Annotated in this window: 15 protein-coding genes and 1 tRNA gene; 6 read left to right on the top strand and 10 right to left on the bottom strand. The window is 62.2% G+C overall.

Translation table 11 applies throughout. From position 1 onward, the window contains the following. The first annotated feature begins 30 nt into the window (after positions 1-30). Positions 31-834 (top strand): transglutaminase-like domain-containing protein, encoded by an 804-nt coding sequence (locus ACX80T_RS15730; protein WP_019481241.1) that lies wholly within the window; start codon positions 31-33, stop codon positions 832-834. Here ACX80T_RS15730 and ACX80T_RS15725 read toward each other — a convergent pair. The 5 genes from ACX80T_RS15725 to ACX80T_RS15705 form a co-directional block, all read right to left on the bottom strand. Next, entirely contained in the window at positions 828-1,361 is a 534-nt protein-coding gene (locus tag ACX80T_RS15725) for a MarR family winged helix-turn-helix transcriptional regulator (protein WP_459304897.1), read from the bottom strand. The genes ACX80T_RS15730 and ACX80T_RS15725 overlap by 7 nt on opposite strands. A gap of 162 nt (positions 1,362-1,523) precedes the next feature. After that, complete coding sequence (locus ACX80T_RS15720; protein ID WP_459304896.1) at positions 1,524-4,661, bottom strand: efflux RND transporter permease subunit; 3,138 nt, start codon at positions 4,659-4,661, stop codon at positions 1,524-1,526. A 49-nt stretch (positions 4,662-4,710) separates the two neighbouring features. Then, positions 4,711-6,213: a malate:quinone oxidoreductase gene (locus ACX80T_RS15715; RefSeq protein ID WP_459304895.1), complete on the bottom strand. Its 1,503-nt coding sequence runs from the start codon at positions 6,211-6,213 to the stop codon at positions 4,711-4,713. 90 nt (positions 6,214-6,303) lie between these two features. Next, positions 6,304-8,028: an ABC transporter substrate-binding protein gene (locus ACX80T_RS15710; RefSeq protein WP_459304893.1), complete on the bottom strand. Its 1,725-nt coding sequence runs from the start codon at positions 8,026-8,028 to the stop codon at positions 6,304-6,306. A gap of 217 nt (positions 8,029-8,245) precedes the next feature. Continuing rightward, entirely contained in the window at positions 8,246-8,950 is a 705-nt protein-coding gene (locus ACX80T_RS15705) for a fasciclin domain-containing protein (RefSeq protein WP_024476199.1), read from the bottom strand. A gap of 488 nt (positions 8,951-9,438) precedes the next feature. Here ACX80T_RS15705 and ACX80T_RS15700 point away from each other — a divergent pair, with 488 nt between their 5' ends. Next, the gene (locus ACX80T_RS15700) at positions 9,439-10,647 is read left to right on the top strand and encodes an IS481 family transposase (protein WP_459304891.1); all 1,209 of its coding nucleotides are present in this window, start codon (positions 9,439-9,441) and stop codon (positions 10,645-10,647) included. A gap of 21 nt (positions 10,648-10,668) precedes the next feature. On the opposite strand, the gene ACX80T_RS15695 is transcribed toward ACX80T_RS15700, so the two are convergent. Together ACX80T_RS15695 and bcp are read right to left on the bottom strand one after the other, a co-directional pair. Beyond that, a tRNA-Leu gene (locus ACX80T_RS15695) sits at positions 10,669-10,753 on the bottom strand. Between the two features lie 57 nt (positions 10,754-10,810). Further along, the gene (bcp, locus tag ACX80T_RS15690) at positions 10,811-11,281 is read right to left on the bottom strand and encodes a thioredoxin-dependent thiol peroxidase (RefSeq protein ID WP_019481248.1); all 471 of its coding nucleotides are present in this window, start codon (positions 11,279-11,281) and stop codon (positions 10,811-10,813) included. 141 nt (positions 11,282-11,422) lie between these two features. On the opposite strand from bcp, the gene ACX80T_RS15685 reads away from it, so the two are divergent. Beyond that, positions 11,423-11,932, top strand: coding sequence for a MarR family winged helix-turn-helix transcriptional regulator (locus ACX80T_RS15685; protein ID WP_237715195.1), 510 nt, complete (start codon positions 11,423-11,425; stop codon positions 11,930-11,932). A 54-nt stretch (positions 11,933-11,986) separates the two neighbouring features. Here ACX80T_RS15685 and ACX80T_RS15680 read toward each other — a convergent pair whose 3' ends face one another. Further along, positions 11,987-12,415, bottom strand: a complete 429-nt coding sequence (locus ACX80T_RS15680; RefSeq protein ID WP_156808917.1) for a hypothetical protein — start codon at positions 12,413-12,415, stop codon at positions 11,987-11,989. Between the two features lie 531 nt (positions 12,416-12,946). Continuing rightward, positions 12,947-13,999, bottom strand: a complete 1,053-nt coding sequence (locus ACX80T_RS15675) for a hypothetical protein (RefSeq protein WP_459304890.1) — start codon at positions 13,997-13,999, stop codon at positions 12,947-12,949. A 117-nt stretch (positions 14,000-14,116) separates the two neighbouring features. On the opposite strand from ACX80T_RS15675, the gene ACX80T_RS15670 reads away from it, so the two are divergent. Continuing rightward, a complete protein-coding gene (locus ACX80T_RS15670; protein ID WP_019481252.1) occupies positions 14,117-14,329 on the top strand; it encodes a helix-turn-helix transcriptional regulator in 213 nt (70 codons plus the stop codon). Here the strand turns inward: ACX80T_RS15670 and ACX80T_RS15665 are convergent. Then, positions 14,326-14,919 (bottom strand): hypothetical protein, encoded by a 594-nt coding sequence (locus ACX80T_RS15665; protein WP_156808918.1) that lies wholly within the window; start codon positions 14,917-14,919, stop codon positions 14,326-14,328. The genes ACX80T_RS15670 and ACX80T_RS15665 overlap by 4 nt on opposite strands. A gap of 386 nt (positions 14,920-15,305) precedes the next feature. Between ACX80T_RS15665 and ACX80T_RS15660 the strand changes: the two genes are divergently transcribed. Then, positions 15,306-15,737, top strand: coding sequence for a hypothetical protein (locus tag ACX80T_RS15660; RefSeq protein ID WP_019481254.1), 432 nt, complete (start codon positions 15,306-15,308; stop codon positions 15,735-15,737). 57 nt (positions 15,738-15,794) lie between these two features. Further along, positions 15,795-16,037 carry a hypothetical protein gene (locus ACX80T_RS15655; protein ID WP_019481255.1) on the top strand — a complete coding sequence of 81 codons (243 nt, stop codon included), beginning with the start codon at positions 15,795-15,797 and terminating at the stop codon, positions 16,035-16,037. Positions 16,038-16,159: the final 122 nt, after the last annotated feature.

Below are 16,159 nucleotides of genomic sequence, written 5' to 3'. Positions count from 1 at the left end.
ACCTCATACCCTCAATCAGGAGTACCCCCCATGCAGCGATCAGTGACTGCCCGCATCATCGCGCGGACCCGTTCCGCTTCGTCACTCGTCTTTGCCCTGGCCCCGGTGCGAAACCCCGGGTACAGCAGTTTTGAAGAGAACCTGGTGGTGCTGGTAGATGGCGCACCGGTGGTCCCAGGCGAGTTGGAAGATATCCACGGTGGGCGGCTTCATACCCTCAAAGTGGACGGCGAGGCGAACATTTCCCTTGAGTACAGCGCCACGGTCACGGGTACCGCATCCGCCGAAGCGGCGTCTGAAGCGGATCTCATCCGGTACGTTCGCCCGAGCCGCTACTGCGAATCGGACCGGCTCCTGCCGACGTCGTACGCTGAATTTGGCACTCTGGCAGGATCGGAACTGCTTAACGCGGTACGGGAGTGGGTAGGCAAGGAACTCGCCTACGTGTCGGGTTCGTCCCGCCCCACCGACGGCGCCGTGGAAACCCTGCTGGGGCGGCGTGGTGTGTGCCGGGACTACGCGCACCTCGTGATCTCCCTGTTGCGCGCCAAGGACGTTCCCGCCCGGCTCGCCGCGGTGTATGCGCCCGGACTGAGTCCGATGGACTTCCACGCTGTGGCTGAGGCCTGGGTGGACGGCGCCTGGCATGTCGTCGACGCCACCGGTCTGGCTCCCCGGGAGTCCCTGCTGCGGGTCGCTACCGGCCGTGACGCCTCGGATACGGCATTCCTCTCCACCGTGGGGGGCAGCCTGCAACTCGAGACGCTCGAGGTGACAGCCGTGGTGGATTCCCTGCCGGTCGATCAGCCGGGAGAGCTGATCCAGCTTCAGTAGTCGGCGCGCTCGGCGTCGTCGACGCCCTCGCGGATCCGGTGGGTGAGTTCCAGTAACTGTTCCAGCTCCCCGGTCTTCAGGATCGGGCCCAGCAGGGTGTGGATCACCCGGACGTGCGCGGCGCCAATCTCGCGTTGCAGCTCACGGCCAGCATCGGTCAGGGCCACCATCACGCCGCGCTGATCGTCAGGGGCTTGTTTCCGCTGGACCAGACCCTTGGCTTCGAGCCGCTCCACCATGCGGCTCAGGCTCGGCTGCGAGATCAGCAGGCTGCGGTTCAGCTCGTTGAGGCGGGTCCAGCCGGTGGGGCAGCGGGTGAGGTTGAACAGGACGTCGTATTCGCCAATGGCGAGTTTCTTGAACGACGGGTCGTTGCGTAGTCGGCGCATCACCGCCACCTGCGCCCTGAAGAGGGATTCCCAGGCCTCGGCTGTCAGCCGGATTGCCGGTTCTGTTGTTTCGGGCACTCTTGTTTCAGGCCCAGTTGTCTCGGGCCCGGATTTTTCAGGCACGGTGAGTCCGGTCATCGTTTTGAGTCGGTGCTGGAAGGTCGGAGGTTCCGGAACGCGTTACCCACCGTAAAGATACCGCTCTGCATGATTCCTCCTCCAACTAGATGCATCTGCATCCACAATAGTTACAACCGGGCCGGCGGGCATTCTGTTCCCCGTGGAGCAGCCAGATCCTGGTCAGTGGGCCCGGGCACGTCGCCCTGAGACGGGCGCGTCGCGGCGGGTCTGCAACCGGGCCTCCCGGCGACCCTCAACCAGCCGGTACAACACCGGTACCAGGATCAGCGTGAGCGCTGTGGAGGAGACCAGACCGCCCACCACCACGATCGCCAGCGGCTGCGAGATGAACCCACCCTCGCCGGTGAAGCCGAGCGCCATCGGCGTCAGTGCGAAGATCGTTGCCAGCGCGGTCATCAGGATGGGGCGCAGTCGCTGCCGGGCACCCTGGATGATCGCCTCCTCGACGCTCATGCCCGGACTTCCGTCGTGCGGGCGCCGGTACTGATTGATGAGGTCAATAAGCACCACAGCGTTCGTCACCACGATGCCCACCAGCATCAACATGCCAACCAGGGACGGCAGCCCCAGCGGAATCTGGGTGATGACGAGGAGGGCAATGGCGCCGGTGGCGGCGAACGGCACCGAGACCAGGAGGATCAGCGGCTGGATCAGGGACTTGAAGGTGGCCACCATGATCACGTACACAATCGCCACGGCCGCCCACAGGGCGAGGAACAGTTGAGCGAAGGATTCGGCCTGCTCGGCGGATGCTCCACCCAGGGTTGCCGTGGTTCCCGCAGGGAGTTCAACACCCTCCAGACGTTCAGTCACCGAGGTGGTCAGCGCCCCCAGGTTCTGTCCGGACGGTGTGATGGAGACCTGGGCGGTCCGTTCCCCGTTGGCACTGGTGATGGTCAACGGCACCTGAACCTCAACCACCGATGCAACGGAGGTCAGCGGTACCGGGCCCTCGGGGGTCGGAAGATTGAGTTCCTCCAACTGGTCCAGGCTGGTCGCCTCGGTGCCCTCACCGATGAGTACCGGGTAGTCGGTGGTTTCCAGCCGTACCTGTCCGCCGGGGATCGGGCTGATGCTCCCACCGAGCAACCCCGCGATCTGCCCTTCGCTGAGCCCGGCGGCGACGGCGGCGGCCCGGTCAACGCTGATCTGCACCTGGGGTTGGGCTGCGGAGAGGTTACTGGTCACGTCGCGGGCGCCCTCGACACCTTGCATGGCGTCGACGACGGCGTCATTGGCGGCCTGCAGCTCGTCCGGACCCGGTGCCGTGATGTTCACATCGATAGTGCTTGAGGTGCCAAGCCCACCCTGCTGGGTGGCGAGGGCGAAGGTCCCGACGCCGGTCAACGACTCCAGTTCCTGCCTCACCTCGTTCTGTAGTTGCTCCTGGTCGGCGTCCTCGGCGGTAATCACCGTGAAGGCGGCCACCGACGTTCCACCGGACAGTCGGGCGGCGAAACCACTGGACGCGTTACCCACCGTCACCTGGATCTCCTCCACCTCGGGAAAGCCAGCGAGCACTTCCTCGGCCTGCGCAGCGGCAGCAACAGTGGTGTCCAGGCTGGAACCCGGTTCGAGGGTCTGGTTGATGCTGAAACTGTTCTGTCCCGTGTTCCCCAGCAGATTGGTCTGGAGGAGGGGGATCATCGCGGCAGTGCCTGCGAGGACAAGGCCACCGGCGGCCAGGGTCCAGACCGGATGCCGCTGGGTTGCTCCGAGGAGCGGAAGATAGCCGCGCTGCAGCCAGGATTTTCGTTCGGCCTGATGCGCCTGCTCGCGGACCAGGTCCGGGTCTACATCGGATGCCGCGGCTGGCAGGAACCAGTACGCCAGCACGGGGACGATGGTGAGCGACACCGCCAGGGAAGCCAGTAGCGCAATCGTGGTGGTCAGGGCAAACGGCCTGAAGAGTTCACCCGCCAGGTCACCGACGAAGGCGATCGGTGCGAACACCGCGACGGTGATCAGCGTTGATGCGGTGATCGCGCTGGCCACTTCACGGACGGCGGTGAGAATGGCTTCACGCTTGTCCTCGCCATAGCTGAGGTGCCGTTTGATGTTCTCGATGACCACAATCGAGTCGTCCACCACCCGCCCGATCGCGATGGTCAGGGCGCCCAGCGTGAGGATGTTCAACGAGTAGCCGGTGACCCACAGGCCGATGAACGTAATCAGCAGCGACAGGGGGATCGAGATTGCCGTCACCAGGGTGGACCGCACCGACAGCAGGAACACCAGAATGACCAGCACGGCAAAGCCGAGGCCCAGGATGCCCTCCGTGGTCAGGTCACTGATAGAGCGTTCAATGAAGGGCGCCTGGTCAAAAATCACGGTGATCTCGGCGCCGTTGCCCAGCTCGGCTTCCAGCTGCGGCAGCAACTCTTCCACCAGGTTGGAGATCGCGACCGTATCCCCATCGGGGATTTTCGTCACGGTCAGGGCGAGGGTCTCAATACCGTTGGTGCGGGTCACCGACGTGGCGTCGTCGTCGGCCACTGCCACCTCGGCGACGGAGCCGAGCGTCGGCGGCGTCTCTCCGGCGTCGGGGGAGCCGCCCTCCGGCAGGAGGGGCAGCACGCGGATGTCCTCGAGCGAGGTGATGGGGCTCCCGGCCTGGATGGTGAGGGAACGGTCGCCGTCCTCAAGGGTCCCCACCGGGATGAGGTCGCCGTTGTTCTCCAGCGCCGCAGTGATATCGGCGACCGTGAGGTCGTTGGCGGCGAGTTCCTGCCGGTCGGGGAGGATCGAGATGTACTGCCCGGCCCCGCCGCTGACCTCGGCCGCGCGAACGCCCTCCAGCTGCTGCAGCCGCGGGACGGCCAGCCGGCTGAGGTCGCCGCTCAGCTCGCTCAGCGGCTGATCGGAAGAGACGGCCATGAACACGATTGGGAGGTCGGCGATACTCCCGGCCAAGGACTGCGGCGAGACGTCCTCGGGCAGGAGGGGCCGCACCGTCGAGATCGCCCGGTCCACCTGGCCGCGCGCGCGGTCGAGGTCGGTGCCGTAGGCAAACATCAGGTTGATGGTCGAGACCCCGGTACGGGACGTGGCCGACGACGACTCGAGCCCCTCCACGCCGCTAAGCGCGGTCTCCAGCGGTTCGCTCACCTGCTGGTCGAGGTATTCCGGTGAGGCGCCGGGGACCGACGACAGCACGGTGATCTGCGGAAACTCCAGTGACGGGATGAGCTCCTGTTTGAGGGAGCCCATCGTGATCACACCGAACACCGACGCCAGAATGGTGATCAGCGCAATCAGTGCACGGTTTCCCAGGGAAAGTTGAGCCAGACGGAACATGTGCCGCGCCTTCTACTTCTGCCGGCCGGGTCGACGGCTCTGGCGATGGTTACTGGAGTTTCAGCACCCGGTCGGTACGGGACAGGATGTCAGCGGCGAGCGAGGAGTTCTCATTGAGCTTCACACCGTAGCCGGGGATCATGTCTTTGAGCTTCGGCTCCCAACCCGGAAGCTGGGCTGGGAAACAGCGCTTCAGGATCTCGAGCATGATCGGCGCGGCGGTGGAAGCACCGGGGGAGGCCCCCAGCAGTGCTCCGACCGATCCGTCGGCTGCAGTGATGACCTCGGTGCCGAACTGCAGCACCCCGCCCTTGCCCGGAGCCTTCTTGATGATCTGGACGCGCTGCCCGGCGGTGATCAGGTCCCATTTGTCGCCGTCGGCGTCGGGGATGAATTCGTTGAGATAGGTGTTTTTCGCGTCCCGGTTCTTCAGCACCTCGGAGATCAGGTACTTGGTCAGCGGCACGTTGTCCTTGGCCACGGTCAGCATGGGCACCAGGTTCGACGGCCGGATGGACCCGGGCAGGTCGAAGAACGAGCCACGCTTGAGGAACTTGGTGGAGAACCCGGCGTAAGGGCCGAACAATAGCGACCGTTCGCCGTTGACATACCGGGTGTCCAGGTGCGGCACCGACATGGGTGGTGCGCCGACCGACGCCTGGCCGTAAACCTTGGCGTTGTGCTGGTTGACGATGTCCGGGTCGCCGCACTTCAGGAACTGACCCGAGACGGGGAAGCCCGCGAATCCCTTACCCTCGGGAATGCCGGTGCGTTGCAGCAGGTGCAGTGCCCCGCCGCCGGCCCCGATGAAGACGAAGCGCGCGTTGACGGTGCGGGCCTGTCCGGTAGCGCGGTTGCGGACCTTGACTTCCCAGCGGCCTTTCGAGCCGCGGGAGAGATCGGCGACGTCGTGGTTGTAGTTGAGGTCGACGCCGTTGGCTTCGAGGTAGCTGGTCAGGCCGCGGGTCAGGGACCCGAAGTCGACGTCGGTCCCGCCGGCCACGCGTGAGGCTGCCACCGGCTGGCCGGCGGTCCGGCCGCTCATCAGCAGCGGCGCCCAGTCGGCGATGGCCGAGGGGTCCTCGGCGTGCTCAATGGTTTCGAAGAGGGGCTGGCTCCGCAGGGCTTCGTAGCGCTTGCGCAGGTAGGCGGTGTTCTTTTCGCCCCAGACGAAGCTCATATGCGGCACGGGGTTGATGAATCCGGACGGATCACCCAGATGGCCGCTTTCCACCATGTGGGCCCAGAACTGGCGTGACACCTGGAACTGCTCGTTGATGGCGACGGCCTTGGCCGGGTCAACTGTCCCATCCGGGCCTGCCGGGGTGTAGTTCAGTTCGCAGAGTGCCGCGTGGCCGGTCCCGGCGTTGTTCCACGGGTCGGAGCTTTCCAGTCCGGCCCGGTCGAGGCGCTCGAATAGTGAGATGCTCCAGTCAGGCTGCAGCTGTTTGAGGAAGGCGCCAAGGGTGGCGCTCATGATTCCTCCACCGATCAGGACGACGTCGGTGTGTTCCGCGGGAATTTCCGCCTGGTTCTTAGCAGTCAACTTCATCTCCAGTGGCGAGGGCGCTTAGCTTTGAGCGTAGCGTCTGGTGGGTTCCTTGGGTAATTGGTCCGCCGTCGTGGCGGGGGTGGCAGGTCATCAGTCGCTCCCGGTGGCTTCCAGCTCGACGTCGGTCAGGTCAACCAGGTTGAACACTTCGTTCATCACGGGACTGACGGGGTAGTTTGCTACCCGCTCCGAGACTGCCAGGGCAGAGATGGGGAAGGCGAGGGGAACCGCTGGTAGCCGCCGGGCCAGCTGGTCGCTGATGTCCTGGTAGGCGGCCACCCGGTCGTCGCCGTTGGGAAGGGTGCGGGCCCGGTCAATTTTGCTAAAGAGCTGGTTGTCTTCGAAGGCAAACTCGACGGTGGTTGCGCCGAAAAGCTGGCCGATAAAGTTGTCGGGGTCCTGGTAGGTTCCGCTCCAGCCGAGGAGGTGGAACGCGCGCTCGTCGTCGTTCTGTAAGGCCTCAAGGTAACCATCGGCCCAGGCGGTGGGCACCGGGTCAATAGTGAAACCGGCCTCTTCGAGCTGCGTTTGGAGGACAGCAAACACCCCCTCAGGTGCCGGCAGATAGGGGCGTGAGACGTCGGTCGGGTAGTGGAAGGGCAGAGGTTCGCCGTCGTACCCGGATTCCGCCAGCAACTCCTGGGCCAGTTCGACGTCGTAGTCGTAGCGGGTGATCTCGTCATTGGTGACCGCCAGCTTGGGCGGGACAAACTGATCGGCGGGCGCCGTGCCGTTCAGGAACTGCCCATCGATCATGGCCTGTTTGTCGATGGCGTGGGCTACGGCCTGGCGGAACAGCAGACTGTCCACACCGGGGAAGTCCTGGTTCATTCCGAGATACAGGATGGAATAGGGGTCGCGCTGGAGCAGCTGTTGGCCTTCCCTGACCAGGGCGCCGGCGTTGTCGACTGTAACGAAGTCGTAGGCGTCGATCTGTCCGGTGTTGAGTGCTTCCAGCCGATCATCGGGGAGGGGGAGGGTGGTGAACACGACGGTGCCGATCTCGCCCCGGGTCCCCCAGTAATTCTCATACGAGGACAACCGCACTTCCCCTGGTTCCCAACTTTCGAAGGTGTAGGGTCCGGTGCCGACCGGGCTGAGCGCGTACTGCGACACCGCTATGTCGTTGACCTCCTCGGTCAGCTCATCGGCGGCGAGTTCCTCAAGCGCCCGGGGTGAGGACATCGCGAAGGAGGGCATCGCCAGGGCGGGGATGAACCCTGTCAGGCGGCTATTGAGCCGGATCAACACCTCGAACTCGCCCAGGGGCTGGCAGGAGGAGTAGACGGATAGCTCGGGGGAGTCCGAGTAGGCGTTGAAGACCGAGCCGAAGGCGACGGTTCCGTCCGAGGGGCGCGTCTCCGGGGGGAGCGTGTACCAGCGGTCGAAGTTCGCGCAGACTGCCTGGGCGTTGAACGGCACACCATCGTGGAATTCGACGTCCTCGCGGAGGGTGAATGCGTAGGCCCGGCCGTCCTCCCGCTCATCCCAGGAGGCAGCGAGCTGCGGGACGGGCTCGGAGGTGAGCGGATCGATGCCCACCAGGCCCTCGAGAATCTGCCGGGTGATTCGGTATGACTCGGTGTCGGCCACCAGGGCCGGGTCCAGCCCGATCGGATCAGCGGCGGTGCCGAACGTGAAGACCGCTTCGGGGGCTTGGGCGGGATTGGTTTGGGAGGGTGCAGGAGTCGACGACGTCGTCGTCGTCGGCAAGGGCGTTGCCCCGGTGCAGCCAGCAACCGTCAGGCAGAGGGAGACCGCAACGGCACTCTGCGCCACGCGGGCCCAACCGGAGTGCCTGGCAGCAGCGGTCATTGCCATTGTCTCCTCAGCCGTACCCGCACACGGCGGAAATTGTTTAGGTTTCCCAGTCTAAATGATGATCCCAGTGGTGTTCGGACAGGCGCCGGCCGTGATCCCCCAGCAAACCCCGGATACGAGGAAAGGCTGGGACCCTGAGCACCGTAAGGTGTTCAGGATCCCAGCCTGTGTCGCCCTGTTTCGAGTTAGAGGATTCGAAGCAGGGAGTCAATTACTCGCTAGGAGGCATCAGAACGGTGTCGACCATGTACACGGTTGCGTTCTGGGTCATTACGCCACCGCAGACTACTGCTGAAGCGTCGTCGCCGACAGTGATTTCGTCGCCCATGCCTTCAACGGTCAGCTCTGCGCCGTTGACGGTGGTGTGGGTTCCGGCGACCTCATCCGGGGACAGCTGGCCGGGGACTACGTGGTAGGTCAGGATGCCGGTGAGGAGGTCAGCATCGGTCTGGAGAGCCGCGATAGTCTCTTCGTCGATCTTCGCGAAGGCGTCATCGGTTGGTGCGAAGACGGTGAACTCGTCGCCGTTCAGGGTGTCAACGAGGTCGACATCTGGGTTCAGTTCGCCGGTGACGGCTGCGGTCAGCGTGGTGAGGATCGGGTTGTTCGACGCCGCTGTTGCTACTGGGTCCAGGGCCATGCCGGCAACTGAGCCGTCGCCTTCTGGAACCTGCTCGGCGTAGCCGGCGCAACCTGGGCCAACCAGGTTTGCGGCTGGGTCCATGTCTTCGCCCATTTCCTCTTCCATTGCCGACTCGGTTGCTTCGGGAGCGGCTTCGGTAGTGGTCATTTCCTCGCTGGTCATTTCCCCGGTGGACTCAGTTGCGGTGTCGCCGCCACCGCATGCTGCGAGGCCGAACATGGCCACTGCAGCAACACCGAGGATGGAGAGCTTACGGCTCTTGATGTTTCCCATTGGATTTTCTCCTTCATTGGTGTGACCGGGCGTACTCTGCCGATCAGCTAACTAACTTGTCGAACACATCGTGTCGATGTCTCATAGGTACTTCGGTCGTGTTCGGAGCGAGGATGGGTGGCGATTCCTGAAATTTTCTACACCGGGTAAAGACCGCGCAAGGTCGGCGATTCCCGAGGCCCAATGTGACCCAGGTCCCACCGTGGGGCGGCCTGCCGGGGTGGGAAACTGTGTCGGCCCGGGCGGGGATGACGAATCTCGCGTCGAGCGGGTCACCCAGACAAAAGAAAACACCCCCAGCCGAAGCTGGGGGTGTTTTCTTTTGTCGCGACTCGCATGTAGTCCATGTCGCGACTCATAACAATGGTGCGCAAGAAGGTGTCTAGGTTCAGGACATAGGCGACACATGAGTCGCGACATGGGCGACAGTTGATACCCGCCGGTGAGTCGGGACATCGGCGACACTTTAGGGGCCTGAGTATGAGCCCATGTCGAAGCAAAAGGTCATTGTCTTGTCCGTGGTGCAACAAGGACTCACCAAAGCCGAAGCAGCCCGCCGATACGGGGTCGGCCGACAGTGGGTCCACGAGCTGATCCGCCGCTACGAACACGGCGGTCTGGACGCAGTTGAACCCCGCTCGAAACGGCCGCGGGCCAGCCCGCACGCCACACCGGAAGCGACGATCCAGCGGATCCGAGAACTCCGCGCGGAGCTCACGAAGGCAGGCCTGGACGCAGGACCGCAGACCATCGCTTGGCACCTCGAACAAGAGGGGCTCAAAGCCCCCTCAACCTCAACGATCCGCCGGATCCTCGTGAACGCCGGGCTGATCACCCCGGAACCGAAGAAACACCCCAAATCATCGTTGCACCGCTTCGAAGCGGCCCAACCCAACGAAACCTGGCAATCCGACTTCACTCACTGGACCCTGGACGACGGGACCGACGTCGAGATCCTGAACTTCCTCGATGATCACTCCCGCTATCTGCTCTCCTGCACCGGCTACCGCCCCGTGACCGGATCCATCGTCGTCCAGGCGTTCCTTGCCACCACCGAGCAATACGGGCTCCCCGCCTCAACATTGACCGATAACGGGCTCGTCTACACCGCACGCTTCGCCGGTGGCAAAGGAGGCCGCAACGCCTTCGAAAACCTGCTCCACACGCTGAACATCACCCAGAAAAACGGGTCCCCGGGACACCCGCAAACCCAAGGCAAGATTGAACGTTTCCACCAAACCCTCAAACGCTGGCTCCACGGCCAGCCCCCAGCACCGACACTCCAGGCACTGAACCAGCAGCTCCACACGTTCCAACGGGTTTACAACCATCAACGCCCGCACCGGGCACTGAACCGTCGAACCCCAGCGCAGGCCTACCAAACCACGCCGAAAGCCAGTCCCAGCCAACCCAAACAAGGAGGACACTGGCGCATCCGCGTCGACCGGATCGACGCTGCCGGCAAAGTCACCCTGCGTTACAACGGACGCCTGCACCATATCGGAATCGGTCGCGCGTACGCCCGCCAAACCGTCCTGATGCTCGTCCACGACCGCGAAGTCATGATCACCACACCCGGCACCGGAGAGATCCTCCGCGAACTCACCATCGACCCAACCCGCAACTATCAATCCAGACAAAAGAAAACACCCCCAGCCGAAGCTGGGGGTGTCGTCGATGTCGCGACTCACATGTAGTCCATGTCGCGACTCATAACATGGTGCGCAAGAAGGGACTTGAACCCTCACGTCCGAAGACACTGGATCCTAAATCCAGCGCGTCTGCCAATTCCGCCACTCGCGCGTTCGACGCCTAGGACAGACAAGCTGTCGAAAACGTCAGCCTCCAGTGTACGCGAATCTATTGGACGCCGAGGTCTCTCCGAAGTTTCGCGACGTGGCCGGTGGCGCGTACGTTGTACTGGGGTAGTTGCACCAGTCCATCGGGTCCGACGACGACCGTCGAGCGGATCAGGCCTTCGTAGACCTTGCCGTAGTTTTTCTTTTCACCCCATGCACCCCACGCCTCGGCTACCGCGTGGTCTTCGTCGGATAGGAGGGGGAAGGTGAGCTCTTCTGTATCGGCAAATTTCCGGAGCTTTGCCACGTTGTCGGGTGAGATGCCGAGGACTGTGTAGCCCGCGGCAGCAAGGGATGCCAGGTTGTCGCGGAAGTCGCATGCCTGGGTGGTGCAGCCGGGAGTGGAAGCCGCCGGATAGAAATAGACCACCACGCTGGAGCCTGCATAGTCCTTCAGGGACACGGTGGAACCGTCGGCTGCGGGCAGGGAGAAATCGGGGGCTACCTCGCCCGACATTAGACGTTCAGCCATTATTTGTATTCCTTCTGCTTGTTTGTTAGTTGCGTCGGCCATGGTGGCGCTGACACTTTTCGCAAATCCGTAGCTATCATAAGTAAATAAGGTCGATACGTTTGAAACTACACCGGTCGGCGTTACCATGATCAACGCTGCATGTCTGTGCGGCGAGAGGAAGTGCTTTCTTTTATGCCGGACCTGGAGCAATGGCCCACCGGCCGACTGCTGACCACTGCTGCCCGCCTGGTCGAGCACGCGTGGAATGAACGGCTGGTGAACCTGGGTGTCACCCACGCCGGAGTCATTGCGTTGGGTGTTCTGGAGGGTCAAGGTCCGATGACTCAGGCGAGCCTCGCCCAGATAGTACGGGTACAGGCGCAGACCATGGGGAAGACACTTTCACGGCTGGAAACTCGGGGGCATGTCTCCCGAACTCGAAATGATCTGGACCGGCGTAGCCATATGGTTTCAATAACGGACGCTGGCCTTGGCGTCCTCGCGCAGTCAAAAGATATCGAACGCACACTGGTGACCGGTGAGGGCCTGATCTCCGACGAACTCCGCGACCATCTGCAGAGTGTGATCCGGGAACTCGGAGCTCCCCGGTGGGCCACGACGGTTCCCACCGCATCGGGCACCGACGGCCCGCTGCCGTCAAACAACTAGGACGACCGACGACCGACGACTGACGGACCAAGGACTCAGCCTTTCACCAGTCATTCACCAGACGAGGTCCAGGTCGCTGTGCGCAGCGAAGACGAGGCGGTCTGGGTCGTCGAGGACGTCAACTGGTCTGTCGCCGCTGAGATACCCGTTGGGTGAGCAGAACCACTGGAGTAGGTGTCGATCCTTCCAGCCGCCGGCAAGACCAATCGAGGCGATGACGGCAATCATGGGTCGGGCCCGGCCAGACTCGGGATCAAACTGGAACCCCGGATAGAGGACCCGCCCTGCTCTGGTAACCACCCCCAGGATCTGTCGTTTCGCTGCGAGGCATCCGGCCGGCGGGGAATTTGGTCCAACCTTTGCGTCGACCTCGGGCCCGGTGAGCATGCCGAATTCTGCGGCAATCGACGCCCAGCGACCGCGTGCCACCCGCCGGTTCATTTCTCCGGTGTGTATTTCTCCGAGGGATGGCATCCCTTCCATGCCGCCAAGCTACTGCGGGCGAGCAAGGAGGGGAAGAGTGAGCGAAAAATCGCTACCAAACTGGTACAAAAAAACCGTCCGATCAGCGGGGCTGCCGATCAGACGGTTTAGTGGGGCACCCCTCGGGACTTGATCCCGAAACCCTTTGATACGGGGTCAGTAAGAACAACGCTTCTGCAACTGGGCGAAACTGAGCGCCGTTACCAGTATTTGAGGCCTTTAGGAGGGGAGTCGAGACCCAACCAGACCTAACGAAAGTCACCCTTCCATGCCAAAGTAAACCGCAAAGTAACACTTTCTTGATTCTGGGGTCACCTAGGTGGGGTGGAGCGGCCTGCGAAAATGCCATCGAACGCGGCCCGGTTATCAACCAACGTCATGAGTTGGTCGAAGTAGTGCTCCCTAGTGGTGGACTCTGATTTATGCCGGAGCTGCTGCCTAGCGGCATCGAGCCCCTCCGTGTTGGCGACCAGAGTGGCGGCCGATTTCCGCATACTCTTCGGGGTGACCCATGAGAAATCATCCCCTCCCCTAGCATCGAATATCCGCGCTAGTCTCCAAGCACGCCGGAAGTTCGGGGGGGAGGACCAGACCTCCGAGCTGGTTAGTGAAAACCAATCCCGTTGGTCGCTTTCTGGCAAGTCCCTCTTGGCGATCTAGAAGCAGTTTGGTCACATATTGGGGCAACGCGATTGGCTGCACCTTCTTCTCCTGTGCCGTATTGCCCTTGGTGTAATCCTGGCGGTAGTACTTCTTAGTCTCTTCGTTTTGAGTGATCGTTCCGGTCACCAGGAAAAACGGAATCTCGTCGCGGAGCCATAGGTCCTCATATCGCATGGCCAAGAGCTCGCCCGTCCTGACCCCCGTGCCGAGGAGCACATCGACCGCAACCAGGAGGTCCTTGCCGCGGCGGGGACCGTATTGCTGGGCTTCTTGCCAGGCGGCCATCCGCCGATACATCTCGGAATACTCCTGTGCGGTCAGTGCGCGAACCTTCACCCTTTGGGCTTTGCGCTCTTTCGCTGATTTGTCGAGCCCGACCGGATTGATATTGCCCGGGATTGCACGATGATCCAAGGCGAAGTCGAACATCATCTTCAAGACCGTCCGGGCCGTGAACTCGGCGGTGGGTCCACCCGTCTTGATTTTCCTCACTTTGCCGCCACTACCTATCTCTTTCACACCCCCGGCCGCGATCTTCCGGAGCTGACCCTCTATATACCCGGTGGTAGCTTCTCCGATCTTCTTGGATCCCATCGTCGGGATAATGCTGATCCGTGCTCGATTGCGGTAGGTCGTCATAGTGCCGGGGGCCAAATCTCGGAGCGAGGCCAGCCATAGCTCCGAGAGCTCTGCGATGGTGGTCGAGCTCCGCACCAGTGCGTCTGGGCCGGACCGCCGAAGGTCTTCGAATTTCGCGTCAAGTTTTTCGCTGGCCTCCATCTTGGTGGCACCGGTGGCCTTCATGCGGCGCCTCTCTCCGTGTGAGTCGCGGTAGTAGACGGAGCAGACATGCTTCTTCCCGTCTTTGGAGCAGCTCGGGTCGCCGTGCGGGCCACCGGGTTCGAGGGCAATTCGAGCCATGCGTCGAGTCCTTTGGGTGCGGGTGCTGGTCTTCCCGACACTAACCCATTGACTCCATAACTACTTTGCATTTTCTCTCCTGACACCCGTCGCGGAAGTCGACGCATAGAGAACACTATGAACACGATCAAAATTGTTGATGGTCTTATGACCACCGCCGACGTCGCCCGCTACTTGCAGGTTTCAGAGGGGACGGTGGAGAACCTCCGTGGCTCTCTTTCCGGCCCCCAATTTATCCGTATCGGCCGCTCCGTCAGGTACCGTCTGCGGGACCTCGACGCGTACCTTGACGCAAACGCCAGGGTGCAGCCTGCTTATTTGGCTGCCTAGGCCGCCAGCTGGTCCTGGCGTTCGTGCCGAGCCTCGTAAGCGGATTCCTTGATCGCTGCGCGGATGGGGCGGGTGGCCCTGATGCCTGGCCACTTCGAAGCGCTGCGGCCGCCAGTCAGGGGCTCGACCAGGACTTCCACATGGCTTCTTTCGGTCCAACGACCTCCGGACCCCTTGCATGAGACGGCACCGGAAGCCATGGACCAGTACATGGCATGGACCTGAACGAACTCGCGGCCGTTGAACTCGGTCACTTTCGAAACTCCGCAGCCGGCGGCGGTGCATGCCTGGGGGATAGCGAGTAGGTCCTCCGGTACGAAGATTTGCTCAATAATGGCGACCCATCGGCGCAGGATCTCTTCAGCATTGAAGATGACGTGCGCCTCTTGGCTGGGAAGCAGGGAGACCCACCGGCGGAGACGCTCGGCGAGTTTTCCGGTCACGCCGGTCTCACCGGTGATGATGGCGATCTTCTCGGTGATCAATGCCTCGATGTCGAGCAGGAGCTCAACCGAGTCGATGTTTTGAGGGGCCGGAGTTCTTGGCTGATCCGCTGGCCCCTTCGCCGCCCTTGTCCTCTTTGATCTCACTGATGCAGATGTCAGGGGCCGTGTTCAGCTTGAGCTGCAGCAGGGAGCAACCTCGTTGCTCCCTGGGGCCCCGAGAAGTTGCTCCAGGCTGAGCCTGATCGACTCCGTAGCACGCCTCACTTTGACGGTCGCAGGTGCATTTCTCACGCTTGAGCTGCAGAACGTTGGCGTATGGGATTTCGTTAACCACGGCGAGGACCGGGCCTTTCACGAGAGCGGTGTTACTACTCTCGATTCTACCGTCAAAGGGCCTGATTTAGAAGGTCAATAGCGGTACAAATGCCAATACATTGGGTCCTCGTGTCGGTTAGTCCACGCCAAGCTGGATACGCCGCTCGTCAGTCCAGTTAGTTAGTCTCGGGGTCCAGTACCGCTAGGGTGAGTGAATGATTCTTCCTGCGGCCTACTGGGCCCCTGAGGCTACCAACGAACCGATCCGGATAGAGATGGTTGATGGCGGTGCTGAGGTGTGGGAAATCCTTGCCGCATTCGGCCCAACGGCCATCGTGCTGGCTGCTCTGATTACCTTCTTCGTCCAGAGGCAGTCGCTAAAGCACCAAAGGGACGCACTCGAACAGAAAACTAAGTCTGACTCCGAGGCAGAATGGTGGCGACGGGTTCAGTGGGCCATTGACGCTGCGCTGGCCGAGCAGGATCCAAAACGCCAGCGTATCGGTCTTGGAATGCTAAACGATGCGGCTATGGAGCTTGACGTGGGAACCGCTGAGCAGAGAATACTTCTTATCGTGACCGACATAGTCTTGGCTGGGCCGCCCCCGAAGACTCGGCGACGTATTGGCCGGAGACGCAGGCCATAGACTCACAGAGATGGGTCAGCGATAATGGATGCATCCGATTAGGGAAGCGAGGTCCGGATGCCAGTATTTAAGTTGAAGAAACGGAAGTCCGAAAAGCCCGGCACTTCCGTCAAGAAGTTGCCCGAAGGCATCACCATTATTCGTCCAGTGAAGGCCACGCTTGGCTACAGCAGGCTCTCTGAAAAGGAAAAAGTTCAGGTGGCCGCCGCACAGCTGCGCGTCACCGTCGACAAGAACCTCGGGGAAGAGACCCCCGGATGGGTAAAGGATTTAGCTGCCAAGCAGCCGCTCGAGCAGTAAGCGGCACCTTCCGATTGGCAGGCTTGCCCAGATCCAGGACGCCGCGATCGCTGCATTCACCGGCGGAAAGCGTAGCGGGAGGAAACGTGATGGCTACTAAACGACTAGGTCGGGCAGTAGAG

The sequence above is a fragment of the Arthrobacter sp. Sr33 genome (assembly GCF_054511195.1).
This window is presented reverse-complemented; position numbering and strand designations above follow the sequence as displayed.